The organism is Mycobacterium sp. WMMD1722 (assembly GCF_049315205.1).
In the GTDB taxonomy this organism is placed as follows: Bacteria; Actinomycetota; Actinomycetes; order Mycobacteriales; family Mycobacteriaceae; genus Mycobacterium.
This window is the reverse complement of sequence record NZ_CP186056.1, coordinates 2,566,798-2,591,953: the sequence shown is the minus strand read 5'-3', so window position 1 is coordinate 2,591,953 and position 25,156 is coordinate 2,566,798. Positions and strand designations below refer to the sequence as shown.

Annotated in this window: 25 protein-coding genes; 10 read left to right on the top strand and 15 right to left on the bottom strand. The window is 68.8% G+C overall.

Features of this window, described 5'->3' with window-relative positions:
* Positions 1-17: 17 nt before the first annotated feature.
* The 8 genes from ACN27E_RS12290 to ACN27E_RS12255 form a co-directional block, all read right to left on the bottom strand.
* Positions 18-863: an LLM class F420-dependent oxidoreductase gene (locus ACN27E_RS12290; protein ID WP_422749401.1), complete on the bottom strand. Its 846-nt coding sequence runs from the start codon at positions 861-863 to the stop codon at positions 18-20.
* 29 nt (positions 864-892) lie between these two features.
* Entirely contained in the window at positions 893-2,395 is a 1,503-nt protein-coding gene (locus ACN27E_RS12285) for an ATP-binding protein (RefSeq protein WP_422749399.1), read from the bottom strand.
* Between the two features lie 12 nt (positions 2,396-2,407).
* Positions 2,408-3,829 carry an ATP-binding protein gene (locus ACN27E_RS12280; protein WP_422749398.1) on the bottom strand — a complete coding sequence of 474 codons (1,422 nt, stop codon included), beginning with the start codon at positions 3,827-3,829 and terminating at the stop codon, positions 2,408-2,410.
* A gap of 24 nt (positions 3,830-3,853) precedes the next feature.
* Positions 3,854-5,518 carry an FAD-dependent oxidoreductase gene (locus tag ACN27E_RS12275; RefSeq protein ID WP_422749396.1) on the bottom strand — a complete coding sequence of 555 codons (1,665 nt, stop codon included), beginning with the start codon at positions 5,516-5,518 and terminating at the stop codon, positions 3,854-3,856.
* Between the two features lie 593 nt (positions 5,519-6,111).
* On the bottom strand, positions 6,112-6,615 hold the full coding sequence (locus ACN27E_RS12270; RefSeq protein ID WP_422749395.1) for a barstar family protein: 504 nt from the start codon (positions 6,613-6,615) through the stop codon (positions 6,112-6,114).
* Positions 6,616-6,627: 12 nt separating this feature from the next.
* Positions 6,628-7,896: a PPE domain-containing protein gene (locus ACN27E_RS12265; protein WP_422749393.1), complete on the bottom strand. Its 1,269-nt coding sequence runs from the start codon at positions 7,894-7,896 to the stop codon at positions 6,628-6,630.
* Positions 7,897-7,923: 27 nt separating this feature from the next.
* The gene (locus tag ACN27E_RS12260) at positions 7,924-9,390 is read right to left on the bottom strand and encodes a flotillin family protein (protein WP_422749392.1); all 1,467 of its coding nucleotides are present in this window, start codon (positions 9,388-9,390) and stop codon (positions 7,924-7,926) included.
* A gap of 3 nt (positions 9,391-9,393) precedes the next feature.
* Positions 9,394-9,915, bottom strand: coding sequence for a hypothetical protein (locus ACN27E_RS12255; RefSeq protein WP_422749390.1), 522 nt, complete (start codon positions 9,913-9,915; stop codon positions 9,394-9,396).
* A gap of 260 nt (positions 9,916-10,175) precedes the next feature.
* Between ACN27E_RS12255 and infA the strand changes: the two genes are divergently transcribed.
* From infA to truA, 8 genes are all read left to right on the top strand, one after another.
* Complete coding sequence (gene infA, locus ACN27E_RS12250; RefSeq protein WP_003418601.1) at positions 10,176-10,397, top strand: translation initiation factor IF-1; 222 nt, start codon at positions 10,176-10,178, stop codon at positions 10,395-10,397.
* A gap of 32 nt (positions 10,398-10,429) precedes the next feature.
* On the top strand, positions 10,430-10,543 hold the full coding sequence (rpmJ, locus tag ACN27E_RS12245; protein WP_003879483.1) for a 50S ribosomal protein L36: 114 nt from the start codon (positions 10,430-10,432) through the stop codon (positions 10,541-10,543).
* 189 nt (positions 10,544-10,732) lie between these two features.
* A complete protein-coding gene (rpsM, locus tag ACN27E_RS12240) occupies positions 10,733-11,107 on the top strand; it encodes a 30S ribosomal protein S13 (protein ID WP_066836819.1) in 375 nt (124 codons plus the stop codon).
* Between the two features lie 6 nt (positions 11,108-11,113).
* Positions 11,114-11,530: a 30S ribosomal protein S11 gene (gene rpsK, locus ACN27E_RS12235; RefSeq protein WP_207359945.1), complete on the top strand. Its 417-nt coding sequence runs from the start codon at positions 11,114-11,116 to the stop codon at positions 11,528-11,530.
* A 14-nt stretch (positions 11,531-11,544) separates the two neighbouring features.
* The gene (rpsD, locus tag ACN27E_RS12230) at positions 11,545-12,150 is read left to right on the top strand and encodes a 30S ribosomal protein S4 (RefSeq protein WP_422749388.1); all 606 of its coding nucleotides are present in this window, start codon (positions 11,545-11,547) and stop codon (positions 12,148-12,150) included.
* A gap of 75 nt (positions 12,151-12,225) precedes the next feature.
* Entirely contained in the window at positions 12,226-13,290 is a 1,065-nt protein-coding gene (locus tag ACN27E_RS12225; protein ID WP_422749387.1) for a DNA-directed RNA polymerase subunit alpha, read from the top strand.
* Positions 13,291-13,353: 63 nt separating this feature from the next.
* Positions 13,354-13,926, top strand: a complete 573-nt coding sequence (gene rplQ / locus ACN27E_RS12220; RefSeq protein ID WP_422749385.1) for a 50S ribosomal protein L17 — start codon at positions 13,354-13,356, stop codon at positions 13,924-13,926.
* Between the two features lie 7 nt (positions 13,927-13,933).
* Positions 13,934-14,806, top strand: a complete 873-nt coding sequence (truA, locus tag ACN27E_RS12215) for a tRNA pseudouridine(38-40) synthase TruA (RefSeq protein ID WP_422749383.1) — start codon at positions 13,934-13,936, stop codon at positions 14,804-14,806.
* 52 nt (positions 14,807-14,858) lie between these two features.
* Here the strand turns inward: truA and ACN27E_RS12210 are convergent, their stop codons facing one another.
* From ACN27E_RS12210 to ACN27E_RS12195, 4 genes are all read right to left on the bottom strand, one after another.
* The gene (locus ACN27E_RS12210) at positions 14,859-16,628 is read right to left on the bottom strand and encodes a sensor domain-containing diguanylate cyclase (RefSeq protein WP_422749382.1); all 1,770 of its coding nucleotides are present in this window, start codon (positions 16,626-16,628) and stop codon (positions 14,859-14,861) included.
* A 104-nt stretch (positions 16,629-16,732) separates the two neighbouring features.
* Positions 16,733-17,341, bottom strand: a complete 609-nt coding sequence (locus tag ACN27E_RS12205) for a cutinase family protein (RefSeq protein WP_422749843.1) — start codon at positions 17,339-17,341, stop codon at positions 16,733-16,735.
* A gap of 137 nt (positions 17,342-17,478) precedes the next feature.
* Positions 17,479-18,147 (bottom strand): cutinase family protein, encoded by a 669-nt coding sequence (locus ACN27E_RS12200; protein ID WP_422749381.1) that lies wholly within the window; start codon positions 18,145-18,147, stop codon positions 17,479-17,481.
* 17 nt (positions 18,148-18,164) lie between these two features.
* Positions 18,165-19,235, bottom strand: coding sequence for an EamA family transporter (locus ACN27E_RS12195; RefSeq protein WP_422749379.1), 1,071 nt, complete (start codon positions 19,233-19,235; stop codon positions 18,165-18,167).
* Between the two features lie 83 nt (positions 19,236-19,318).
* Here ACN27E_RS12195 and ACN27E_RS12190 point away from each other — a divergent pair, with 83 nt between their 5' ends.
* Positions 19,319-19,876, top strand: a complete 558-nt coding sequence (locus ACN27E_RS12190; RefSeq protein WP_422749377.1) for a CGNR zinc finger domain-containing protein — start codon at positions 19,319-19,321, stop codon at positions 19,874-19,876.
* Here the strand turns inward: ACN27E_RS12190 and ACN27E_RS12185 are convergent.
* A complete protein-coding gene (locus ACN27E_RS12185; protein ID WP_422749375.1) occupies positions 19,873-21,000 on the bottom strand; it encodes a diguanylate cyclase domain-containing protein in 1,128 nt (375 codons plus the stop codon). The two genes, ACN27E_RS12190 and ACN27E_RS12185, sit on opposite strands and share 4 nt — an antisense overlap.
* Positions 21,001-21,134: 134 nt before the next feature.
* Between ACN27E_RS12185 and eccB the strand changes: the two genes are divergently transcribed.
* A complete protein-coding gene (eccB, locus tag ACN27E_RS12180) occupies positions 21,135-22,517 on the top strand; it encodes a type VII secretion protein EccB (RefSeq protein ID WP_422749373.1) in 1,383 nt (460 codons plus the stop codon).
* Here eccB and mycP read toward each other — a convergent pair.
* A complete protein-coding gene (gene mycP, locus ACN27E_RS12175; protein WP_422749841.1) occupies positions 22,473-23,768 on the bottom strand; it encodes a type VII secretion-associated serine protease mycosin in 1,296 nt (431 codons plus the stop codon). The genes eccB and mycP overlap by 45 nt on opposite strands.
* A gap of 59 nt (positions 23,769-23,827) precedes the next feature.
* Positions 23,828-25,117 (bottom strand): type VII secretion integral membrane protein EccD, encoded by a 1,290-nt coding sequence (gene eccD / locus ACN27E_RS12170; protein WP_422749839.1) that lies wholly within the window; start codon positions 25,115-25,117, stop codon positions 23,828-23,830.
* Between the last annotated feature and the right edge of the window lie 39 nt (positions 25,118-25,156).

The following is a 25,156-nucleotide window of genomic DNA, read 5'->3' as shown; positions in this document are numbered from 1 at the left end:
CCTTCAGTCGCGTCTGCTCACTGCAGGCCCAGCGGGCCCGCCAGCTCGGCCAGTGCGGGCACCAGCTTGTCAGGTCCGGTGAGCACCTGCACCGGCACGTGGTCGGCGCCCGCGTCCAGATGCGCCTGCAGCCGAGCAGCGATGTCCTGCGGTGTCCCGTAGGCGACCACAGCGTCCACCAGACGCTCACTACCCGGTTTCGCGACGTCTACATCACCGAACCCGAGACGTTTCCAGTTGTTGACGTAATTCGCCAGGTCGAGGTAGATGGCCAGGGCGCGGCGTCCGACCTCGCGGGCCCGCTCCGGGTCGGTGGTCAGGACGGCTTTGTGCTCTGGAGCCAGGAACGCCTCGGGCCCGATGAGCTGTCGCGCCTGGGCGGTGTGCTCCGGTGTGGTCAGGTAGGGATGGGCGCCCGCGCTGCGCCGCGCCGCGAGTTTGAGCACCTGGGGACCGAGTGCGGCGAGGATCCGGCGCTCCCTCGGCACCCCGTATTCGTCGAGGCGGTCGAGGTATTCGTTGAGCGCGTCGTAGGGCTTGCGGTACTCCTGATGCGCCTCGGGGTGGCCCACCCCGATGCCGAGCAGGAATCGGCCCGGGTAGGCCGTCTCGATGCGGTGGTAGGACTCGGCGATCGGACCGGGTTGCGCGGTCCAGATGTTCACGATCGCGGTCGCCACCTGCAGGCGCTCGGTGGCGCCGAGAATCGGCTCCACCCAATCGAGTTCGGCAGGCGGCGACCCGCCGGCCCAGAGGGCTCCGTAGCCGAGGTCCTCGATCTGGCGCAGTTGTTCGGGCGTCAGCTCGGCGAACTGGGTGTATAGCCCCATGACGCCGTAACGCCCGAGATCCGGTCTGCTCATGGTCGAGGCAACCTCTCCGCGCCGCAGCGCTAGTCCTTCTCGCCCGCCGAGAGCGAAACCTCGCGCGGCGGTTCGGCTTCGGGCGCCGGCGCCTCCAGCGGCAGGCACACGATGAAGCGGGTGTCGCCGGGCTGGGACTGCACCGAGAGATTTCCGCCGTGCTTCTCCACGACGATGCGCCACGCCAGGTCCAGGCCCAGGCCGGTCCCCTCGCCGAAGGGTTTGGTGGTGAAGAACGGTGTGAAGATCCGGTCGATGATCTCCTCGGGGATGCCGGGGCCGTCGTCGCAGATCTCGACGCGCACCATCGCCTCGTTCTCCCACATGGTGCGGATGGTGAGTGTGCCGTGGCCGTTCATCGCCTGGATCGCGTTGTCGATGATGTTCGTCCACACCTGGTTGAGATCGCCCGGGTAGCAGAGCAACTCGGGAAGCGACTTGTCCTTGTCCCAGACGAGTTTGACCGGGGTGTCTTTGCCGACCTTGCCGCCGAACATCATCAGCGTGCTGTGGATCAGCTCGTGGACGTTCGCGCTCTGGTACGGGGCGCGGTCCATCTGCGAATACTGCTTCGCGCCGGCCAGCAGCGCCGAGATGCGCTTACTCGCCTCGGCGATCTGGGTCATGAGAAGTTCGGTCTCGATGGTGTACTTCAGCCAGCCGATGGCGCTCTGCAGCATGGGGCCGGCGTCTCCGTCGTCCATACAGTCCTCCACCGACGCCGACACCCGCTCCAGCCAGTCGACGTCCAGCCCGGCCTCGACGAATGTCGGCGCGTAATCCCAACTGCCGGAGATGCCGTGGTCCTCGAGCCAGTCGCCGATCTGGTCCTCACGGTCGGAGGTCTCCAGTGCGGTGAGTTCCTGGCTCTTGGATTTGGCGACCTGTTCGGCGACCTCGTCCTGGATGCTGACCAGGGTGCGCAACGCCGTCGCGGTGAATTTGCCGTCGGCGAGCATGGCCAGCTTGTGGCGCATCTTGCCGACGCGGTCCTGCAGATCGCTGACCGCACGTGCGGTCGCCGCGGCCGGGTTGTTGAGCTGATGGGTCAGGCCGGCCGAGAGCTTGCCCAGGGCCAGCAGCTTCTCGCGCTGCCCGATGATCTGGCTCTGCCTGCGACCGCCCACCATATGGCCTTCCAGCAGGTGGACGGCCATCGGGAACTGGGACTGCATGAACCGGGCGAAGGCGGTGGCGTCGAGAACGAAGAACCTCGACGGCTTGGTCAGCCGGACCGAGGCCTGGTAGACGTGCTCCTCACCCGGGACGTAGGCCGACCAGGCGCCGCAGTAGACCCCGCGCTGAGCGGTGCGGTTGGTCTCGATGTCGACGCCGCCGGAGCGTTTCGACATCACCAGCTCACCGTCGATGAGCACATAGAAGCAGGTGGCCTCGTCGCCCTCCTGGCACAGCGGACCGGCGGGGAAGGTCTCGATGTGCCCGGCCGCGCACAGCATCTCGAGTTGTTCGTCGGTCAGCGCCTCGAACAGGAACAGCGTGCGCAGCTCCCCGGCCAGGCATTTCTCGCCCATGGTGGTCCCTTCCTAGCCGGTCACGTCTGGTGGCTCGACAGTGAGCGGCAGTGCAGCAATGAAACGCGTATCACCCGGATTTGATTCCGCCCAGAGGCTGCCGCGGTGGCGGTCGACGATGCGGGCGGCGATGTCCAGGCCCAGCCCGGTGCCCTCGCCGAACGGTTTCGTGGTGAAGAACGGGTCGAAGATCCGGCCGAGCAGTTCGTCGGGGATGCCCACGCCGGTGTCGCACACCTCGACGCGCACCATGTCGCGGTGCCGTCCGGTGCGCACCGTCAGCACTCCCGAGGGATTGCCGGCCAGCGCGTCGAGGGCGTTGTCGATGAGGTGGGTCCACACCTGGTTGAGTTCGGCCGGATAGCACGGCACGTCGGGCAGGCTCACGTCGAAATCACGCACGACGGTGACCTCCGGTCCGAGCCGGTGGGCCATCATCGCCAGCGTGCTGTCCAGCAGGTCATGCAGATCGACGACGTCGAACGGGGCGCGGTCGAGCTGCGAATACTGCTTGGCCTGACCCACCAGCGTGGAGATCCGTTTGGTGGCGTCACCGATCTCGGTGAGCAGCAGCTCGGTCTCGACGGTGCTGCTCAGCCAGTGAATGGCCACGGCCAGGCTGTCGGGGGTCGCGCCGCAGCGCGCCGCCGAAATCCGTTCCATCCAGTCGATGTCCAGGCCGGCCTCGGCGAAGGTCGCCGCGTGGTCCCAGGCGCCGGGTACCCCGCGGCTGTCGAGCCATCCGCCCAGCGCCTCCTCGAGATCGGACTTCTCCACTGACGTCAGACTGTTCGGCTTACCGGCCACCTCGGCCACTCGGTCCTGCAGCTCGATCAGCGATGCCATCGCCTCCGGATCGGACAGCTCGACGCGCCGGTGCCGCAGCGTGGCGATCTGGGTGCGCAGTTCGGCGGCAGCCCGCACGGCCGCGGCGGCCGGATTGTTCAGCTCATGGGTCAGGCCCGCGGTGAGTTGGCCGAGCTGAACCAGTCGGTCGTGCGGGCCGAGGATACGACGCTGATGGAAACGGCCGTGCGAATGCCCGACGAGCAGATGGGTGGCCATCGGGAACTCCTCACGTAGGAACGTTCCCAGCGCCGTCGCGTCCAGCGCGAAGATCCGCGAGGGCCGCAACAGGGTCGCGGTGTTCTCGTAGGTCGTCTCCTCGTCGAGCAGGAACGCCGACCACGCGCCGCAATAGGATCCGGGCGCCGACGCGCGCCAGATGTCGATGTCACGGGCGCCGGAGCGCTTCGACAACGCGATCTCACCGTCGAGCAGGACGTAGAAGAAGTCGGCCGGTTCCCCTTCGCGGCACAGCAATCCGGCCGGATGGTCGACGATCTCGCCGTCCGCGCACAACCGCCTCAGCTGTTCGTCGGTCAGACCGTCGAAGATGAACAGGCCCCGCAGTTGCTCGACGTCACACGCCACTGCCGCGCTCCTCCCGCGCCCCGGTCACGCCTCGGCCAGATACCGATGCACCAGCATCACGGCCATCGAGCCTTCGCCCACGGCCGCGGCCACCCGCTTGGCCGACTCCGCGCGGACGTCGCCCGCGACGAACACACCCGGGACGCTGGTCTCGAGGTGGTGCGGCGGGCGGTCCAGCGTCCAGCCGGCCACATCGCGCAGATCCGGTCCGGCCACGATGAACCCGTGGTCGTCGCGCACCACGACACCGTCGAGCCACTCGGTGCGTGGTTCGGCGCCGATGAAGATGAACATCCGGCCGCAGGTGAACTCCTCGCGCTCGCCGGTCTGCCGGTTCTCCAGACAGATGCCCTCGAGATGGCCGTCGCCCTTGACCGCGTGCACGACGGTGTTGGGCAGCTCCTTGATGTTGTCCTGCGCGCGGATCTGCTGGATCAGGTAGTGCGACATCGAGTCCTCGAGGGTTCGACGGCTGACGATGGTCACCGATTTCGCGGTGCGCGACAGATACATCGCGGCCTGCCCGGCGGAGTTGGCCCCGCCGATCACGTACACCTCGTCGTCATCGCATTCCGACGCCACCGACGTCGTCGCCCCGTAGTAGACGCCGGCGCCGGTCAGCCCGGCGCAGCCCTCGGCCGGCAGCTGGCGGTATTCGACGCCCATGGCCAGGATCACCGCCCGCGCGCCGACCGACCGGCCGTCGGAGAGTCGGACGGTGCGCGCGGACCCGTCGACCTCCAGCGCGGTCACCTCGGCCGCGGTGATCAGTTCCGCCTCGAACTTCTCGGCCTGCCGGCGCGCACGTTCGGCGAGCTGGCTGCCCGACAGGCCGTCGGGGAAGCCGAGATAGTTCTCGATGCGCGAACTCTGCCCGGCCTGACCGCCGGTCGCGGTGCGCTCGATGAGCACGGTCTTGAGCCCCTCGGAGGCGCCGTAGACCGCGGCGGCCAGACCGGCCGGTCCGCCGCCGATGACCACCAGATCGTAGAAGTCCTCGGCCGGCGTGGTGGTCAGCCCGAGGGTGGCCGCCAGATCGGCATCGGTGGGGTCGACCAGGGTCTCGCCCTGTTCGGTGATCACCACCGGAAGCGTCAGACCGTCCTGTTTGGCCGCCTCGAGCAGCTTGGCGCCCTTGGGTTCGTCGGCGCGGAACCACGTGTAGTAGAGCCGGTTGCGCGCCAGGAACTCGCGCACCTCCGACGAGCGGGCGTTCCACGGGTGGCCGATGATCTTGGTGTGCGGGATGGCGCGGTCACCGGTCTCGCGCCACGCCTCGATCAGCGCGTCGATGACGGGGTAGAGCTTCTCCTCCGGCGGATCCCACGGTTTGAGCAGATAGTGGTCCAGGTCGACGACGTTGATGGCGTCGATGGCGGCGTGGGTGTCGGCGTAGGCGGTGAGCAGGACGCGGCGGGCCATCGGGAAGATGTCCATCGCCTCTTCGAGGAACTCGATGCCGCTCATCTGCGGCATGCGGTAGTCGGCGACGAACACCGCGACGGTCTCGCCGCGCAGCTTGAGTTCGTTGAGGGTTTCCAGGGCGTCCGGGCCGGATTCGGCGCGCACGATGCGGAAGTGCTCGCCGTAGTGACGGCGGAGATCACGCGCGACCGCGCGGGAGACCGCGGGGTCGTCGTCGACCGTGAGGATCACGGGTTTGCGGGGGGCGGGGGCGGGGCCGGTCATCGTGATCAAGTATGCGCCGGTCGTCCAGTGGATATGGGGTCAGTTGGTCGTACACTCCGCCCGCGGCAGATCTGACGTTCAGCGACTCAATAGTGATCGCTCAGCCACCCGAGCGGGTGTGCGGCGGTGGTGGTCGACGTGACGCGGAGGCGAGCAGCCCGGTTCGCCGGGCGTGTTGGGCGGCGGACTTCACTGGCCCGCGCGAAGGCGCCTGGTTCGTCGGACGGACCGAGACGCCAGAGCGGACGTGGGAGACGCGAAGCCAGGTCGTCCTCGCCGAGCTTGATCGCGAATTCGCGTGGGAGGGGAACGGCGGCTGGGTGCGGTGGGGTTTCGCCGTGGCGCGCGAGGACGGCGGGACTCGGTTGACCCAGTCGTGGCACTTCCTGCCCCGTGGCATCGCCGGCTTCCACGAGCGCTATGGCGCCGAAGCCGACAGCGAGATCGCCGCCCGCAGCTACGTAACCAGAACCGGCATCCCCGCGACGCTGGCGCCGGTCGAGCGAAGCGCCGAAGGGGCTAGCTCCGGGCACCCCCCGTCGAGCGCCGCGCGTCCTCCGGCACGGCCGCTTCGATCCATAGATTCGGCCTGGCTACAACAGCTCGAAAGGGACGCCAGCGGCACTTATCCGTTGCGCCAACGGCCCAATGGCATCGGGATCGCACGCGAACACGGATTGGAAAGCGATCGGTTGGCTGCCGCGTGAACCGAAGTCAGCGACCTCGCGATGCCAGCGGTCATGAGCGTCTTTGATCACTTCCAACAGGAATGAAAACCCACGGACTGATTGCGATAGCAATTCATCTGCCGAATCAAAGACGATCAAAAAGCTGGAGCCCTTCAACCAGTTCAGATCGGTGATGCAATCCCAGACGGCATTCCAATTTTCGCCGAAGTAATACGGAAATTGTAGCGCCGCGGCCAGCTCATCGAAGAAGGATGCTTCGTCGGTTGACTTGGCGCCCCGGACGCGAAGTATGTCCCATTCGGGATGTGCGGGTATCCAGGCCGTCAGATAATTAGCGACTTCGAACGGGGTCGCTGGAAGTAGCGTAAGCGCTGGACCTTCGGGTTTGAAAAGCAGATGCTCTAGCACTGACGATCCTCCTCAGAATTTAGTAAATGTCTTGTAATGGTCGTCGGTGAAGTAGCGTGACCCATCCGAACCGACCACTATCCGATCAGTGCCACGGGAAACGCCGGGTGTATACGGGTATCTGTCGTATTCACGGTAGGTGACTTGCGCGCCTGAGGGGTCAACTGTCGGCAGGTCGCCAAACTTATTATTCCATTGATCGCCGCCAACGAATTGTCTGCGATTTATCAAGATGGTCTCTTTGGTGGTCTTGCCAATGGTCACCGGCGGCCCTTGCGGTGCGTTCAATATCTGATCGGCTACATAGGTCACATCCGGCGGGACTGTTCCGCGCTTCATTGTTGGGAGTGGAATGTCCGGAATATCCGCCCCACTGGCAATCGGCGGGCAGGGAGCTATCGGGCTGCCGAGCCTGATCATTGCTACGCTGACTGCGTCGTGGTATTGCGTGGCGGCCGCTTCAGCCTCGCCGTACAACTCGGCGTAACGTGCGGTGGCCCGCTGATACTGAATGATCCCGAGTGCCGGGTTGAGAGCCATCAGGGCAGCGGCCTTCTTCACCTCCGATTCGGCATCGTCGAATTCATCGGGTGTCGGGGTGTCGCCTTTCGCGACATCGAAGGCGTGTGCAACGGCTTCGCCCGCCACTGAGAGGCGCTCCGCCCACGCAGCGGCAGCTTCCAGCCACTTCGCATGGTCGGAAATCTTGGCAGCGGCCCTATCGCCGGTAGACCAATGCTCGTTGACCTTGGCGCTCACATCTCGGGTGCGGTCTGAGGTGTGAAGAATGTCTTGGGCACAGTTGTGCCAGGTCCGCGAAAAGTCCCGCAAGTCGGCTGAACCCGGTCCCGAATGCAACTCGGTCGAGAATCGATCGCCTCTGATGGGCGGCAGCGTCGGCAAGGTGGGAATATTGCGACTCGGCGGCTGATGCGGCACGGGCGGTAGCGATGGCATATCCAACGTCCCAGACCCCGCGACCGGCGGCGCATCGGTGTTGTCCACTCGAAGTAACCAATCGGCCCCGGCTTGGTCTGCCAGTTCGAATGCGACCGCCGCTGATCTGAGAACGGCACCGCCAGTCTGCCGAACGAGGAATGCATAGTTGAGTACATCGATCAGGGCCAGTTCGTGTTCATTCAGAGCTCTCGCAGCACCAAGTGACGTGACGTCTGAGCCCGGCGGTGCGGCGTTCGACGATGCAGTCTGATGCGAAAGAGACCCGAGGCGCTTTCCGTCCGCGTTCAATGCGTCGACGTCGATCTCGAGAACGGGCGCCAATTCCGACTCCTCCCCGACGTTCAGCGGTCAGCCGGCCGGGTGCTCGCCATCCACCACCGCCTGTCCGCTCGACCGCTCCTCACCGCCGGTCCGGTTCAGCATCGACGGCAGGTCGATGCCCGAACTCTTCAGCGCCTCGACGATCTTCGCGACCGCCAGCGGGCTGACCCCGAGCAGGCCGCCGACGGCGTCCTGGGTGTCGCTCGCGCCGCCGATGATGCTCAACCGGTCGATCTCCGAGAGCGGCATCGCCGCGGCCTCGGTCGCCTTGACCATCGAGGCGAGCACGTCGGGCAGCGTCTGCAGCCGCGCCGCCTCGGGGGAGTAGGTGTTCAGCGCGGCCGCGATCTCCTTCTTGCCCGCGGCCTCGGCGACCAGCTTGGCCTTGATGCCGTCGGCTTCGGCCTGCCGCTCGACGCGCAGCGCGTCGGCGGCGGCCTTGCGAGCGTCCGCCTCGGCCTGACCGGCCTGCCGCGCCGCCTCGGCCTGAGCCTGGGCGGCGAGGATCGCGGCCTGGCGCTGCCCTTCGGCGCGTGCCACGTCGGCCTGGCGCTGGGCGTCGGCCGGGGCGATCACGTCGGCCTGCAGCGCCGCGGTGGCCTGTTCGGACCGGCGCTGCTCGACCTCGATGCGGGCCTGCACGCGGGCCGCCTCGGCCTGTTCGATCGCGATGCCGACGTCCTTCTGCGCGCGGGCGTTGGCCAGCGGACCGGCCTGGTCGGCCTGGGCGTTCTCCGCCTCGGTCTGCGCGCGCAGCCGGGCCAGTTCGACGTCGCGGCGCTGATTGGCGGTGGCGATCGCGGTGTCGGCCTCGGCCTGGGCGACCGAGCCGGCCTGGCGGGCCTTTGCCGACTGGATCTGCGCATCGCGTTCAGCCTCGGCGGTGCCGATCGCGGCGTCGCGCTTGACCTCGGCGATGCGGCGCTGACCGAGCGACTCCAGATAGGCATTGCGGTCGGAGATGCCGGCGATCTTGAGGACGTCGACCTCCATACCGATGCGGGCGAGGTCGCCGCCGGCCTCCTCGACCACGCTGCGGGCCAGGGTGTCGCGGTTGGAGTTGAGGTCCTCGACAGTCATCGTCGCGGTGATGCCGCGCAGGCTGCCGGCCAGGATCTCGTTGATCTGCCGCTGCAGTTCGTTCAGGTCGGAGGTCAGGAAGCGTTGCACCGCGGTCTGCACCGCCTCCTCCGAGGAGCCGATCCGGACCAGTCCGACCGCCTCGACGTTGACCGGCACACCGTTGTTGGACAGTGCGTTCTGCAGGTTGATGCTCACGTTGAACGGTTCCAGGCTCATGATGTCGACGCGTTCGATGCCCGGCACCCGGAACCGTGCGCCGCCGCGCACCACCTTCGGGGTGCCGCGCCCGGTGAACACCGCCACCTCGTTGGGCGGCACCTTGATGTAGTTCTTCACATAGATCACCGGCAGCGCGACGAAGAGCAGCAGTGCGGCGATCACCGCGACGATCACGATCAGCAACGGGGACATGGGTCAGGGCCTTTCGGATGCGGGGTGGTCGAGGTCGGGCACCGCGACGACGTGGACGTAGTCGGCGTCGACATCGGCGATGTAGACCGGGGTGGCTTTCGGCAGCGCGACGGGTTCGGCGGTCCGGGCCCGCGAACGGACCCGGTTTCCGTCGGCGTCGACGAAGGCGACCTCGCCCCAGCCGTCGACCGGCACGTCGAGGGTCACGGTGCCGAGCAGGCCGACGTAGGAGATGCGGCCACGGTGGGAGTTCGCCTGCTGACGACGCAGATAGGGCATCAGCAGACCGTTGAGCGCGGCCACGAGCACCACCGCGGTGCCCGCGGCGATCACCCCCGCGGGCACCGCGCCCGCGCCCGCCCAGGTGGCGATGAGCCCGCCGGTTCCCGCGCCGAGCACTCCGGCGGCCAGCGACGTCAGACTGAGGAAGGGCAGACCGTCGCCGTGCCCTACATCGGCGAACAGGAGCGCCGACAGCACCGCGATGCCGCCGACGGCGAACGCCGCCAGGTATATCGCCGTCACACGGCCATTCTGCTGGCTGCCCGGCGGGCCCGGGAACAGCAATCTGAGCGATTTTGGTCGACTGCGCTGAGCGGGTAGTATCGATCAACGGTGCGGAACGCGCCGACTCTTTGCGTGCCCAACATGGAACCCTCGCGGAATTTCCAGGCTCTGGCTCACGTTTTGTTGTCGGGGCCGGACTGTGCCAGTGCACAGATGTCGCCGCTCGCGGCGGCCGGCGCCGAACCAACCAGAAGACAACCGGAGGATCTCCGAAAAGTATGGCCAAGAAAGACGGTGCCATAGAGGTCGAGGGTCGCGTGGTCGAACCCCTGCCCAATGCGATGTTCCGCATTGAGCTGGAGAACGGTCACAAGGTCCTTGCCCACATCAGCGGCAAGATGCGGCAGCACTACATCCGCATCCTTCCCGAGGACCGAGTCGTGGTGGAGCTGTCTCCCTACGACCTGTCGCGGGGCCGCATCGTTTATCGGTACAAGTAACAGACCACTGCAAGAAGAAGGATCTCCACGCCGTGAAGGTGAACCCGAGCGTCAAGCCCATCTGCGACAAGTGCAGGGTGATCCGTCGGCATGGGCGGGTCATGGTGATCTGCTCCGATCCGCGCCACAAGCAGCGGCAGGGCTGATCACGGGCTCCCACGCCAACCACAACTGAATGATGAACTCCCAGTACCACTGAGCAGCATGGGGCTGCTCGCGCTGAGCCGAAGGCCGAGAGCCGACGACTCAGCTACGCCCGGACGGAGGCCGGGCCCCACACCTGAGTGGGAACGGACTGGGATCAGACCTCCGCCAAGAAAAGGAATGGCACACCCATGGCCCGACTAGTGGGCGTTGATCTGCCGCGCGACAAGCGCATGGAGATCGCACTTACCTACATCTACGGCGTCGGCCGGACGCGGTCCCAGGAGATCCTGGACGCGACCGGCATCGACCGCAATCTGCGCAGCAAGGACCTGACCGACGATCAGGTCACCCAGCTCCGCGACTACATCGAGGCGACCCTCAAGGTGGAGGGCGACCTGCGCCGCGAGGTACAGGCCGACATCCGTCGCAAGATCGAGATCGGCTGCTACCAGGGTCTGCGCCACCGTCGCGGCCTGCCGGTGCGCGGCCAGCGGACCAAGACCAATGCGCGTACCCGCAAGGGCCCCAAGCGCACCATCGCCGGCAAGAAGAAGGCCAGGTAACCCCGGATGGCACAGGCAAAAAAGGGCGGCACGGCCGCGAAGAAGGGTCAGAAGACCCGCCGCAGGGAAAAGAAGAACGTCCCGCACGGCGCCGCCCACATCAAGAGCACCTTCAACAACACGATCGTGTCGATCACCGATCCCCAGGGCAACGTGATCGCCTGGGCGTCCTCGGGTCACGTCGGCTTCAAGGGGTCGCGTAAGTCGACGCCGTTCGCCGCGCAGCTGGCCGCCGAGAACGCCGCCCGCAAGGCGCAGGAGCACGGCGTCAAGAAGGTCGACGTCTTCGTCAAGGGTCCGGGTTCGGGCCGCGAAACCGCCATCCGTTCGCTGCAGGCCGCCGGCCTCGAGGTCGGCGCCATCGCCGACGTCACGCCGCAGCCGCACAACGGCTGCCGTCCGCCGAAGCGGCGCCGGGTCTAGGGAGGACTTCAGAAATGGCTCGTTACACCGGACCCGCCACCCGCAAGTCGCGCCGCCTCGGCGTCGACCTCGTCGGTGGTGATCAGTCGTTCGAGAAGCGCCCCTACCCGCCCGGCCAGCACGGCCGCGCGCGGATCAAGGAGAGCGAATACCGCACCCAGCTGCAGGAGAAGCAGAAGGCCCGCTTCACCTACGGCGTGCTGGAGAAGCAGTTCCGTCGCTACTACGACGAGGCCAACCGGCTGCCCGGCAAGACCGGTGACAACCTGCTGCGCATCCTGGAGTCCCGCCTGGACAACGTGGTCTACCGCGCCGGCCTGGCACGGACCCGCCGGATGGCCCGCCAGCTCGTCAGCCACGGCCACTTCACCGTCAACGGCGTCAAGGTCGACATCCCGAGCTATCGGGTGGCGCAGTACGACATCATCGACGTCAAGGAGAAGTCGCTGAACACGGATCCGTTCATCATCGCGCGGGAGACCGCGGGTGACCGGCCGATCCCGTCGTGGCTGCAGGTCGTCGGCGAGCGCCAGCGCATCCTCGTCCACCAGCTGCCCGAGCGCGCGCAGATCGACGTGCCGCTCACCGAGCAGCTGATCGTCGAGCTCTACTCGAAGTAACACACCCGGCCGTCCGGATGACGGCTCGGGCACACGGCATCAAATAGCGGGTGTCGTGAAGAAGGAGATAACACCATGCTGATTTCTCAGCGCCCCACCCTGTCCGAAGAGACAGTCGCCGAGAACCGGTCCCGGTTCGTCATCGAGCCGCTGGAGCCCGGTTTCGGCTACACCCTCGGCAACTCGCTGCGCCGCACGCTGCTGTCGTCCATCCCGGGCGCGGCCGTCACCAGCATCCGCATCGACGGTGTGCTGCACGAGTTCACCACCGTCCCCGGGGTCAAGGAAGACGTCACCGACATCATTCTGAACCTCAAGAGCCTGGTGGTGTCCTCCGAGGAGGACGAGCCGGTCACCATGTACCTGCGCAAGCAGGGCCCGGGTGCGGTCACCGCAGGCGACATCGTGCCGCCGGCCGGGGTCACCGTGCACAACCCCGAGATGCACATCGCGACGCTGAACGACAAGGGCAAGCTCGAGGTCGAGCTGGTCGTCGAGCGCGGTCGTGGCTACGTCCCGGCCGTGCAGAACAAGGCGTCCGGCGCCGAGATCGGCCGCATCCCGGTCGACTCGATCTATTCGCCGGTGCTCAAGGTGACCTACAAGGTGGAGGCCACCCGTGTCGAGCAGCGCACCGACTTCGACAAGCTGATCCTCGACGTCGAGACCAAGAATTCGATCAGCCCGCGTGACGCGCTGGCTTCGGCGGGTAAGACGCTGGTGGAGCTGTTCGGTCTGGCGCGGGAACTGAACGTCGAGGCCGAGGGCATCGAGATCGGCCCGTCGCCGGCCGAGGCGGATCACATCGCGTCGTTCGCGCTGCCGATCGACGATCTGGATCTGACCGTCCGCTCGTACAACTGCCTCAAGCGCGAGGGTGTGCACACCGTGGGCGAGCTGGTGGCCCGCACGGAATCCGATCTGCTGGACATCCGTAACTTCGGCCAGAAGTCCATCGACGAGGTCAAGATCAAGCTGCACCAGCTCGGTCTCTCGCTCAAGGACAGCCCGGCCACCTTCGATCCGTCGGAGGTCGCCGGTTACGACGCCGCCACCGGCACCTGGAACAGCGATGCCGGCTACGACTCGTCGTACGACGCCGACAGCGACCAGGACTTCGCCGAAACCGAACAGCTCTAAACACAACGTCCGTCCCGGCCCTACCTGATACGGGGGCCGGCCCCCATTGAGGAGATAGTCGCCATGCCCAAACCCACGAAGGGTCCTCGCCTCGGCGGGTCGTCCAGCCACCAGAAGGCGATCCTGGCCAACCTGGCCACCTCGCTGTTCGAGCACGGCCGGATCAAGACGACCGAGCCGAAGGCCCGGGCGCTGCGGCCGTACGCGGAGAAACTGATCACCCACGCCAAGAAGGGCTCGCTGCACAACCGGCGTGAGGTGCTCAAGAAGATCCGGGACAAGGATGTCGTGCACACCCTGTTCGCCGAGATCGGTCCGTTCTTCGCCGACCGCGAGGGTGGCTACACCCGCATCATCAAGGTGGAGCCGCGCAAGGGTGACAACGCCCCGATGGCGGTCATCGAGTTGGTGCGGGAGAAGACGGTGACGTCGGAGGCCAACCGGGCGCGTCGTGCCGATGCGTCGCAGAAGGCCGCTGCTGCCGCTGCGCCGCAGGCCGCCGTCGAGCCCGAGGCTGCCGAGGGTCCCTCGGCCGAGGAGCTGACCGCCGAAGACACCACGGCGGTGGAGGCGTCGCGGTCGACCGAGACCGACGATCCGACCGACACCGAGGCCTCGGACGCTGACAAGTCCTAGTCACGCCATGGACGAGCCCGCCATCGATTCCGATGGCGGGCTCGTTCGTCTCCGGCTCGACATCGCCTACGACGGCACCGACTTCGCCGGCTGGGCGGCGCAGGCCGGCCAGCGCACGGTCGCCGGGACGATCGACGAGGCGCTGTCCACGGTCTTCCGCACAGCGGTGACGGTGCGAGCGGCCGGCCGCACCGACGCCGGCGTCCATGCCACCGGGCAGGTGGCCCACCTCGACGTGCCGGCCGACGCGCTGCACCACGCCTTTCCGCGGACGCCCCGGCCGGCCGACCCCGAGTTCTCGCCGCTGGTGCGCCGGCTCGGCCGATTCCTGCCCGAGGATGTGCGCATCCGCCGGATCGTTCGTGCCCCGGCGGGTTTCGACGCCCGCTTCTCCGCGCTGCGCCGGCACTACGAATATCGGCTCAGCACCGCCGATTTCGGTGTCACCCCGCAGTCGGCGCGCTTCGTGACGGCGTGGCCGAGGCCGCTGGACGTCGACGCCATGGCCGAAGCCGGCCGAAACCTGGTGGGGCTGCATGATTTCGCGGCGTTCTGCCGGCACCGCGACGGCGCCACCACGATCCGGGACCTGCAGCGGCTGGAGTGGTCCCGCGACGGAGACCTCCTCACCGCGCAGGTCAGTGCCGACGCATTCTGCTGGGCGATGGTGCGCTCGCTGATCGGCGCACTGCTCGCCGTCGGTGAGCACCGCCGCGACCCCGCCTGGTGTGCCGGACTGCTGGGCGCGGGCCGCCGGTCGAGTGACTTCGCTGCGGCGCCGGCACGTGGCCTCACGCTCGTCGGAGTGGACTATCCGCCCGACGACCAGCTGGCCGCACGGACCCTGATCACCCGCGATCTGCGGGTCGCCCCCGAGTGATTTCGGCGTGATACCGCGCGCCGAGCGCGCGGAGGCACGCGGCAATCATCGATCAGGACCGCCGGATCCGGCTCTTGCCCTCGCGTTTGGCTCGGTAGAGCGCTTCGTCGGCCCGTTCGACGGCGTCGATCACGGCCTCACCGGGCCGGTGGACGGTGTAGCCGACCGAGCACGTCTGCCCGTACGGGATGCACTGTGCGAGCCGGGCCAACACATGCTCGGCCCGCTCGGTGACCGCCCGGGCCGGCAGGTCGGGCAGCGCGACGACGAATTCCTCTCCACCCCAGCGGGCGAGGACGTCGTCGCGGCGCAGCGCGGTGCTCGCGGCCGCGGCGAAACGATGCAGGAGGGCGTCGCCGGCGCGGTGTCCGTGAGTGTCGTTGTAGTGCTTGAAGTTGTCGAGGTCCAGGACCGCGATGGTCAGGGCGCCGCCCCGGCGGTGCGGGTCGGCCAGCAGGGCCTCGACGCGGTCGTCCCAGGCGCGGCGGTTGAGCAACCCGGTCAGGGGATCGGTGGTGGCCGAGTGCTTGAGCGCCGCGTGGGCGGCGGCCACTGCGGTGACGTCGCGGAACTCCAGCTGAATGCCGGGGATCCCGGAGTCGCTCACCGGCGTGGCGTTGAACTCGACGGCGAGTTCGGTGCCGTCGAGCCGGCGTAGCGCACCCCGGCGGGCACGGATCTCGGGGCCACCGTCGAGCACCGCGGTCAGCATCGCCTCGGCGTCGTCGCGGACATCGTCGGGGATGAGGTGCAGGGCCGTGGTCGGTTCGACGTCGTCGAGCGACCGGGCGCCGAGCAGCGCCATGGCTTCGGGATTCATGTAGGTGATCGTCCGGCTCGCGTCGACCACGATCACCGCGGTGGGCAGGTGCTCGAGCACCGTGCGCCAGCGCAGCTCCGCCTCGGCGAGCGCCGCACGCGCGGCCGCCAACTCGGTGACATCAGTGGACACCCCGCCGATCCCCATCACCTCGCCGTCCTCGTCGAGCAGGGGGAACTTGGTGGACCGGTAGGTGTGCACGGAACCGTCGGGGTGGGTGACATCTTCGTTGAAGACCTGCCACTCCCGGGTGGTCATGATCCGCTCGTCGTTGCGCCGGTAGATGTCGGCGATCTCGCGCCCGAACACCTCGTGGTCGGTCCGGCCCGCCAGCCCCCCGCACTGGGTGACGTACTCCAGGGCGTGGTTGGCCATGACGAATCTGCCGTCGATGTCCTTGGCGAAGACCAGCACATCGGTGTGGGCCAGTACGCCCTCGAGCATGCGCTGCTGGCGCCGTACCGTGGCGTCGGCGATCAGCCGGGTCTTCCGGGTGGCCGTGATGAGCCGGGCCTGCCGGCGGAGCTCCAGCAGGTTGCGCACCTGGTCGGCCAGGACCTGCAGGTGACGGCGTTGCCGCCCGGACAATGCGCGGGGTTCGACGTCCATCACGCACAGGGTGCCGAGTGCGTGACCGTTTTCGGCGATCAGCGGTGCGCCGGCATAGAAGCGCACGTACGGGTCGCCGACCACCAGCGGATGGCGGTCGAACCGCGGGTCGAGCCGGGTGTCGGGCATCTCGGTGACGGCGTGCGAAGTGATCGCGTGCGCGCAGAACGACACGGCACGGGGTAATTCCGCCACCTCGATGCCGTACCGGGACTTGTGCCACTGGCGCCGTGCGTCGACGAAGCTGATCAGCGCCATCGGGGTGCGGCAGACATCGGCGGCCAGCGCGGTCAGATCGTCGAAGGCGCCCTCGGGTGGGGTGTCGACGACGTCGAACGAGGCCAGCGTGCCCAGACGGGCGACTTCGTCGTCAGTCTCGGCTGCGGGATGCATGCCGACGTCGAGCACCTTTCGCTGTCACTCCCGACGTCCGGGCCGACGTCGAGATGTCTGTACCCGCGCGGGACGCTCGCCATCCGCCGCAGGACGCGGTGCGCTCAGATCCGCCCGGCGATGAAGTCGGCGGCCTGATTGACCATCCCGGCGTCGATGTAGGCCCTGGCCATGTGGTCGGGCCAGTTGTTCTCCCACGTGTTCGGGTCGGCCGGGTTGCAGATCGGATCGGCTCCGTGGCAGAGCTCGATGGTGCGTTCCCGGTACAGCGGGCTGAAGTTCGTGATGGGCCCGACCCAGGCGGCGCCGTTACCGAACAGCGCGACGGCCGCGATGTGCTGATCCATCCCCGGCGGCAGCGGCTTCTTGAAGCCGAAAGCCGCAATCGGCGCGGCCAGGACGACATCGGTCACCGCGGCGCCGAGCGAGTACCCACCGAGCACCAGCCGGGTGTCGGGGCAGCGGGCCGCCATGTCCTGAATGCGTGAGCTCATGTCGTTGGCGCCGACGTCGATCTCGTGGTCGGCGGGGTACTGCACGGCGTAGAGGTCGATGTCCTTGTCGGTCCGATTGCGCAGTGCGCTGATCAGGTTGTTGCCGATGACGCCGGCGCCCGGAGATTCCACGCGGCCGCGGGCGAAGATGAGTTCGGCCTGCGGGCAGGACTGGGCGGCGGCGGTGGCGGCGGTGCGAGGCGACAGCGCCGGTGCCATAAGCAGACTGGTGGCACCGATGACGCACGCGATCAGCGCGGGCCACAGCCGGGTGCGAAGGACCGACGCGGGATGTTCACTCACCCCGCCGATACTAACGAACCGGTCGCTCGCCAAGCCGGCATCGTTCCCGGCGGTCAGACCTGCCCGACGACGAATCCCGCCGCCTGACCGATGAACGGCGACGTTTCATAGTGCGTGTGCGCGAACGGGTTGCGGCCGTCCGAGCAGATCGGGTCACCGTCACTGCACAGATCGATGCTGCGACCGGCGAACTGACCGCGAGCGCTGAGTGGGTTGCCGAACTTCGTTGCCGGATTGCCGAATACGGCCACCGCGGCGACGTCACCGGCGTAGCCGCCCGGCAGCGGTGGGGCGGAGCCGATGTCGCCGATGCGGTTGCCCAGCGGCGGCACACCGGCGAGCATGTCCACCACGGCGGCCCCCTGGGAGTATCCGCCGAGCACGAAACGGGTGCCCGGACACTGCGCGGACACCGACTCGATCCGCGCGGTGGCGTCGGTGGCGCCGGCCGCGGTGGTCAGGAAGTCGTAACCGGCCGGATAGTTCACCCCGTAGGTGCTCAGCGTCATGCCGCCCAATTGCGGTCTCATGGCGTCGGCCAGCGCCTGGCCGACCCGACCGATGCCGGCCGGTTCGCTCGTGCCGCGGGCGAAGATCAGCTCGACGTCGGAGCAGGCCTGGGCGCCGGCGGTCGGCACGGGTCCGACGAGCAGTGCGGCGGCGGCGACGGTGAGCGCAGAGGCGCTGAGGCGCGCGCCGGCACGGAGTACGTTCACCGGCACATGATCACATAGACCGGCTAGCTAGGACCAACTCTGGTGGTCGACGCATCGGTCGCCGCGGTGCCGCCGGGCGGGATCTCCGGCCACATCGCCTCGTCGACCACCGTCTCCTCGGAGTCGCGGCGGTCGCCCTGGCGGGCCAGCGCCAGGCCGAGCAGGACCACCACGCCCCCGACGGCCTGCACCGGGCCGATCGACTCACCGAGCAGCACCCAGGCCGCGAGTACCGCGAACAGCACTTCGGACAGGCCGACCAGCGAGGCGAACCTCGGGCGCAGGCGGGCGATGCCGATGATGCCGAGGGTGTAGGCGATCGCCGTGGGGATGAGCCCCAGCGCGAGCACCGGGAGGATCCACGACGTCGTCACGCCGGCGATGACGGTGTCGTGGGTGGTGAAGGTCAGCGGCATGATGCCGACCGCGCCGACCAGGGCGGTCGCCGCGCCGCCGACGGCCAGGCCGGCGGTGGCCAAGGTGATCGGATCCAGACCGTTGCGGTCGTCGGTGCCGGTGGCCACCCGGTCGGACAGCAGGAAGTAGCACGCCGCGCAGACGGCCGCGGCCATGCCCCACCCCACGCCGACGAGGTTGACGTGCGCACTGGCGAAACCACCGCTGTCGACGACCCCGAGGACCAGCATGATCCCGGTGACCGCGGTGACGACGCCGGCCAGGGTGAGATTCGACGGCCGGGTCCTGGTGGTCAGCCACAGCCACCCCACGACCAGGATCGGCGCGGTGTATTCGAGCAACAGGGCCACGCCGACCGACAGATGCGAGACGGCGTTGTAGTAGAACAGCTGCGCCCCGGCGATCGGCACCAGGCCGTAAGCCAGCACGATCGGCCAGTGCGCCAGCGCCTGGCGGGTCCAGCCGGGCCGCATGACGGTCGCGAAGATCGCCATGACCAGCGCGCCGCCGGCGAGCCGGGCGGTGACGGCGGCCGTCGGGCTCCAGCCCGCGTTCATCAACGACTTGCCGAGCGGTCCGGACATCCCGAAGGCGAACGCCGAGCCGACGGCGAAGGCCATGCCCAGCCGAAAGTGGTCCACGCCGGAGCGGGCGACGTCAGCGCGCGAGGTCGTCATGCGCGTCCTCCAGTTCTACGAACGTGTAATGAGTAAAATGAACTTTGGTACTGACCTTATCCGCGAACGGAGTCATGAGTCAAATGAATTTCACTTATGACACGGAGCTCACCCTGAGGGCGGCGTGTGCACTGATCAACACCGACCGCGTCGACGGCGAGCAGCTCGCCGAGATGGCCGCGCTCGACGAATACCTCGACGGTTTCGGCTGGACCGGCCGGCGCGACCGCGACGATGCGGAGCTGGCCGCAGTGCATCGGCTGCGTGCGCGGCTGGGCACCCTGTGGGAGTCCGCCGACGATGAGGAACGCACCGTCGGTCAGGTCAACGCACTGCTGTCCGACACGCGCGCGTCCCCGTGGCTGACCCGGCACCCCGAGATGCCGGAGTGGCATCTGCATCTGGCGTCGATCCACGATCCGCTGTGGCAGCGCATGGGCGCGGAGATGGCCATGGCGCTGGCCGATCTGATCCGCGCCGGTGAACTGCGCCGACTCAAGATCTGCGCGGCGCCCGACTGCGCGGCGGCACTGTTCGACCTGTCCCGCAACCGCTCGCGGATGTTCTGCGACACCGGCAACTGCGGTAATCGCCAGCACGTCGCGGCGTACCGCGAACGCCGGGCGAAGGACGACAGTTAGGGGTCGTCGGTGGCCAGCGGATCGGCGTTGTCGAGCACCGATGGTCGGTGGCAGGACACGTAGCGGGCCTGATTGCCGCCGGCGCGGCGGGCGTCGTCCATCGCGGTGGTCGCAACGGCGATGAGCTCGTCGAGCAGTTCGCCGGGGGGACAGGTGCCCAGGCCGCGCATCGGGGTACTGACCACCCCGAAGCTCGCGGTGACCCGAGGCGGGGTGGCGGCGATGGCCGTGCGGACCCGTTCGACGAGCGGGAAGGAATCGGGGGTCGAGAACGTGTCGGCGATGAGGAAGTCGTCCTCGTCGATCCGGGCGACGAACGCATTGTGCCGGGTGGTCTCGCGCAGGGTCTGAGCGATCGTGACACGCGCGCGATCGATGGCGATCGTGCCGTCCGTCTCGGCGAGCAGCCGCATGTTGTCCAGACTGAGGAGCACCAACACCAGGCGATTGTCGTCGTCGCGGCAGCGCGCGACCATGGCGCCGGCGGCCCGGTAGATCGCCTCCCGGTTGAGCAGACCGGTGAGCGGGTCGATGTCGGCATTGTCGACATCGATGTCGAAGGCGTACAGCAGCAGGTGACAGGCGAACGGGACGGCCACGTTCACGGTCATCACGATCAGCAGCGCGGTCATCGCGAACACCGGGTCGCCCAGATCCGCGAGCCGTGCGGTCAGGACCAGGGCCGTCGCCTCGGCCACCAGCATGGAGAACAGCAGATACCCCGCGGTGTGGAACAGCGCGATGTAGCCGCCGAGCACGGCGAACCCCGCGGTGAGAAGCATCCCGGCGCGCGGATCGGACATGATCAGGCACCCTGCGGCGAGGTTGGCCGACGTGATCACCACGAAGCCCGCGGATTGCCGCGGTGTGGGCCAGCGATGCCGTAGCCAGCCCAGTGCCACCAGAAGTGAGCTGACGGTGACCGCGGCGCCGATCCACCGCGCGGTGGGCCCCTGTGGACCGGCGGCGCTGAACTGCAGCACCAGTGGCACGAGTCCGAGGATCGCCGCGAAGACCGCGATCAGCCGACAGGTGGCGGTCTGGGCGTCGCGGGCCGAGAGGAACGACGTCAGCCAGTAGAAGTGTTCAGGCTGGCGCCAGTAGTGCCGCACCGCCTTGAACATCGGCTCACCTCCCGCTATGGACACACTTTAAGGCCGAGACCGGACATGCGGAATGAGTCGCTCCCGCCCGATTCCGGTGAAGAGGTGCGGGGTAGGCGCCCCGGCCCCGCTTAGGCTCGCTGTCGGGGGAGCGAATGGGGCGACAGATCACCCGGCTACAGGTGTCCGGGTACCGATTCACGATGCGCAGGCTCGAGCACGCGCTGGTCCGAGGCGATGTGCGGATGCTCGACGATCCGATACGCGCACAGTCGATCTCGTTGATGACCGGATGCGTGCTCGCGGTGATCGCGATCGCGGTCTGCGGGGTGCTGGCGGTGCTGCGTCCGCAGGGCGCACCCGGGGATGCCCCGATCCTGCGCGCCCGCGAATCCGGGGCGTACTACGTCCGGATCGGCGACACCGTGCATCCGGTTCCCGACCTGGTCTCGGCCCGGCTGATCGTCGGTTCGGCCGCCGATCCCAAGACGGTGGCCGCCGCGGCGATCGAGAAGATGCCGCGCGGCCCGCGGGCCGGGATCGTGGGGGCGCCCGCGACGGTCGGGGCGCCGCTGGCCGCCGCACAGACCGAGTGGACGGTGTGTGACACCGCATCGGCGACGACGCTGCTGATCGGTCCACCCGCCGGACCCGCCGCGGGAGAGGATGCCGCGCTGCTGGTCACGGCCCGTTCGGAAGGTCCTGCGACGACCTTCCTGATGTACGGCGGCCGGCGGGCGGCGGTCGATCTCCGCGACACCGCAGTGGTGCGGGCGCTGCGACTGGACACGGTGGCGCCCCACCCGGTGTCGCGGGCACTGCTCGACACAGTTCCGGAGAGCCCGCCGATCATCGCGCCGCCCATCGCGGGCGCCGGTAGGCCCGGCGCGCTGCCGGGGCGACCGGTGGGCACCATCATCGGGGTGCGGCGCGGCGGCGGCGTCGAGCATTACGTCGTGCTGGCCGGCGGCCTCCAGCGGGTGGGCGAGGTCACCGCGGATCTGATCCGGTTCACCGTCGCCCAACCTCACGCCGATGTCCCCGACGTCCAGCCCGACGTGCTGGCGGGCGCCGACATCGTCGACTCCCTTCCGGTCGCCAGCTATCCGGACCGGGTCGACGTCGCCGACGCCGAGGTGCCGTGTGTGCGCTGGGCCGCTCGCGACGGGCGGGTCGGCGCCGCGTTGGTCGACGGCCGGCAGACACTGGCGGCCCCGGGGACCGTCGCGCTGGCACAGGCCGACGGCGCCGGACCGAACGTCGACGCGGTGCGAGTACCCGCGGGCCACAGTGTGTATCTGCGGCCGGTCAGCGCCACCGGCGCCGGCGGCGGCGCCGAGTCGCGCATGCTGCTGACCGATTCCGGTGTGCTCTACGCAGTGCCCGACGACGCCACCGCACGCAGCCTCGGGATCGACGACGGCCCGATGCCGGGGCCGTGGCCGGTGCTGGCCCGGTTGCCCCGGGGACCGGAACTCAGCCGCGAGAGCGCATCAGTGGTCCGCGACGCCGTCCCCGCGGCGCGGCCGGCGGGCTGAGGCGCTGGCCGCGAGCAGGATGGCGGCCGCGACGCCGATCCCGGCGCCGGCGACGGCGATCCGGCGGGGCCGCGGATCTCTCGATTCGGAGGTGGGCGCGGTGATCCGGCGCGCGGATGGGGCAGCGGGAGCGGTCGGCGCGCCGCCGCTGACGGCGGCGGCGAGGTCGACCACCCCGGCACCGACGACCGGGTCCCAACCGGTGGGCGGCCGGTGCGCGCTCGATTCGATACGCGCCATGACCTGCCGGGCGGTCAGGTGCGGCCACCGCGACCGGACCAGTGCGGCGATGCCGGAGACCACCGGGGCGGCGTAACTTGTTCCGGCAATGGTCTTCCCGGCCGCTCCGTCGTCGTCGAATTGCCTGTCGACCAGCCCCTCGCCGTCGGGGTCGAGGGAAACCACCCCCTCGCCGGGAGCTGCCACGTCCACCCACGGTCCGGCCAGGCTGAACGGCGAGGGCGCCCCGTCGCCGTCGACCGAACCGACAGTGAGCACGAGGTCGTCGTACCAGGCCGGGCTGGCCACGGATGCGACGTTCTGCCAATCGGGCTGCGCGGTGCGGGTCGGATTCTGTCCGGGACACTGGCCGCCGCCGACGTTGCCCGCGGCCGCCACGACGACGACGTTCTTGACGTCGACCGCGTAGGCCAGCGCGGCGCCGAGAGCGCGGTCGTCCAGAGCGCCCTGGTCGGGATCGGCCGCCACGCAGGCGACCGACGACACGTTGATGATCGTCGCGCCGAGATCAGCCGCCGCCCGGATCGCCTGTGCCAGGGTCTGGACGTCGCCGTAGCCCGTGACCCCGGCGTCCTGCACCGCACCGAACTTGTTGCTGGACTGGCGGATTGCCAGGATGGCTGCGTCGGGCGCCACGCCGGACCAGTCGCCGGAGGCGGCGACGATGCCGGCCACCAGGGTGCCATGACCGTCACAATCCTCGGTGCCGTCGCCGGTGGACACGTAGTCCCCGCCGGGCAGCAGATGCCGCAGCAGCCGATGGCGCGCCACGCCGGTGTCGATGACCGCCACTGTCTGCCCGGCTCCGCGGGTGAGTGGCCACACCGCGGGCAGTCCGAGCATGGCCAACTGCTGACCCGGTGTCGCCGCCGCGGGCGGGTGGTCGGCTCCCGCGGCGCACGCGTCGCGCTGCTCGGTGGGTTGCGGCGGTGCAGGCGGACCGGCTGTGGGCAGAAACGACTGGTCCGGTGGTGGCGGGGACACCGCGGCGGCCGGCGCTGCGGTCGCCATCGGAACGGCGGCCACCACGGCTCCCGTGGCGGCCACGGCGGCCAGTCTGGCTGCCGGTATCACGTCAGCACCAGATCGCGCACCACGCCATAAAGTCCCGTCACCGCACACGCAAGCGGCGGCACCGCTGCGATCGCCACGTATTCCGCGACGTCGAAGGCGCGGTCGACCAGCGGTGAGGCGGCCACCGTCGTTGCGCCGCGGGTGACCACGGCCAGTGCCACACACACCGCGGCCGCACCCACCCAGTGCGCGTGCTGCGGAAGCGCACCGGCCGCGACCGTCAGAGCAATTGCACTGCAACATGTTCCGTTGGCCATGAGCGTCCACCGAAGCCGGCCGGACACGTAGGTTCTGGTCCGCAGCAGCAGCACCAGTCCGACGGCAGCGCAGAGCATGGCGGCGGCGGTCCATGGCACGCCGGGCTGCAGCGTTCCCGCCGCGGCCACCGCCGATGCCAACGTCGCCGCGGTCGAGGACCCCACCACCAGACCCGACAGCACCCGCTGCCCCGATGCGGCGCGTTCGTCGGCGTCGGCCGTCGGATCGGGATCGACGGCGGCCCGACCGAGCCCCGCCAGGAGTAGCGAAAGCCGCGCCGAGCCGCCCAGTACGGCCAGGGAGAACGCCGCCAGCACCGCTCCTGCCGAGGAGGTCGGCAACGGCACCGCCACCGCGGCCAGTGCGGCGAGGGCGGACAGCGCGGCGCCGCACGCGACCGCGACCGACACCATCGTGTCGCCCACCCGAAAGCGCGCCAGCGCCAACGCCGCGACGGCTGCGGCCGTCGCTGCGAGCAGACCGTGGGCCGCCGACAGCGGGCCGGGGACCGCCCGCACGCCGGTGGTCGCGGCGAGGATCATCGTGAGCACGGCCAACTGCGCGGTCACCGGACGCTGTGCCCGTGCCGCCATCGCCGCGCACACCGTGACACCGCCCAGCACGACCGCGGCGGTGGCTGCCGGCACCAGCCCGGCGGCGGGAAACACCGCGCACAGCACCGCACCGACCACCCCGATCGCCGATCCCGGCACGACCGGCTTCGGCGCGGCAACCGGTGTATCGGTCGCCGAGGCGACCAGCCGGGTCACCCAGTCCTCGCGCTCGACGTTCGGGGGGAACGCCGGTGCAGCGGACAGAACCAGCAGCTCGCCGTCGCGAACCGACAGTTCCCGCAGCGTCATTCGGTGGTCCAACGCCGAGCCGTCCAGCCGAGACAGCTGCCAGTCGCCACCGGGGTCGTCGGTGCAGACCGCCAGATCCACGATCTCCGGCAGCAGCGCGACGAGTGGAACCCCGTACGGCAGAGAAAGATCCACGCCCTCCGAATCTGCGGCACCGACGCACACCGACACCTGACACACGATCTGCGACACCGCGTCACCCCC

Bases quoted from the DNA above. Each gene is read 5' to 3' on its own strand.
- truA (WP_422749383.1), top strand. From the start codon at position 13,934: ATGGACGAGCCCGCCATCGATTCCGATGGCGGGCTCGTTCGTCTCCGG.
- ACN27E_RS12190 (WP_422749377.1), top strand. From the start codon at position 19,319: ATGAATTTCACTTATGACACGGAGCTCACCCTGAGGGCGGCGTGTGCA.
- ACN27E_RS12210 (WP_422749382.1), bottom strand. From the start codon at position 16,628: ATGCATCCCGCAGCCGAGACTGACGACGAAGTCGCCCGTCTGGGCACG.
- ACN27E_RS12290 (WP_422749401.1), bottom strand. From the start codon at position 863: ATGAGCAGACCGGATCTCGGGCGTTACGGCGTCATGGGGCTATACACC.
- ACN27E_RS12185 (WP_422749375.1), bottom strand. From the start codon at position 21,000: ATGTTCAAGGCGGTGCGGCACTACTGGCGCCAGCCTGAACACTTCTAC.
- ACN27E_RS12205 (WP_422749843.1), bottom strand. From the start codon at position 17,341: ATGGCACCGGCGCTGTCGCCTCGCACCGCCGCCACCGCCGCCGCCCAG.
- ACN27E_RS12195 (WP_422749379.1), bottom strand. From the start codon at position 19,235: ATGACGACCTCGCGCGCTGACGTCGCCCGCTCCGGCGTGGACCACTTT.
- rplQ (WP_422749385.1), top strand. From the start codon at position 13,354: ATGCCCAAACCCACGAAGGGTCCTCGCCTCGGCGGGTCGTCCAGCCAC.
- rpsD (WP_422749388.1), top strand. From the start codon at position 11,545: ATGGCTCGTTACACCGGACCCGCCACCCGCAAGTCGCGCCGCCTCGGC.
- infA (WP_003418601.1), top strand. From the start codon at position 10,176: ATGGCCAAGAAAGACGGTGCCATAGAGGTCGAGGGTCGCGTGGTCGAA.
- rpsM (WP_066836819.1), top strand. From the start codon at position 10,733: ATGGCCCGACTAGTGGGCGTTGATCTGCCGCGCGACAAGCGCATGGAG.
- ACN27E_RS12275 (WP_422749396.1), bottom strand. From the start codon at position 5,518: ATGACCGGCCCCGCCCCCGCCCCCCGCAAACCCGTGATCCTCACGGTC.
- rpsK (WP_207359945.1), top strand. From the start codon at position 11,114: ATGGCACAGGCAAAAAAGGGCGGCACGGCCGCGAAGAAGGGTCAGAAG.
- ACN27E_RS12285 (WP_422749399.1), bottom strand. From the start codon at position 2,395: ATGGGCGAGAAATGCCTGGCCGGGGAGCTGCGCACGCTGTTCCTGTTC.
- ACN27E_RS12225 (WP_422749387.1), top strand. From the start codon at position 12,226: ATGCTGATTTCTCAGCGCCCCACCCTGTCCGAAGAGACAGTCGCCGAG.
- eccB (WP_422749373.1), top strand. From the start codon at position 21,135: ATGGGGCGACAGATCACCCGGCTACAGGTGTCCGGGTACCGATTCACG.
- mycP (WP_422749841.1), bottom strand. From the start codon at position 23,768: ATGGCGACCGCAGCGCCGGCCGCCGCGGTGTCCCCGCCACCACCGGAC.
- ACN27E_RS12260 (WP_422749392.1), bottom strand. From the start codon at position 9,390: ATGTCCCCGTTGCTGATCGTGATCGTCGCGGTGATCGCCGCACTGCTG.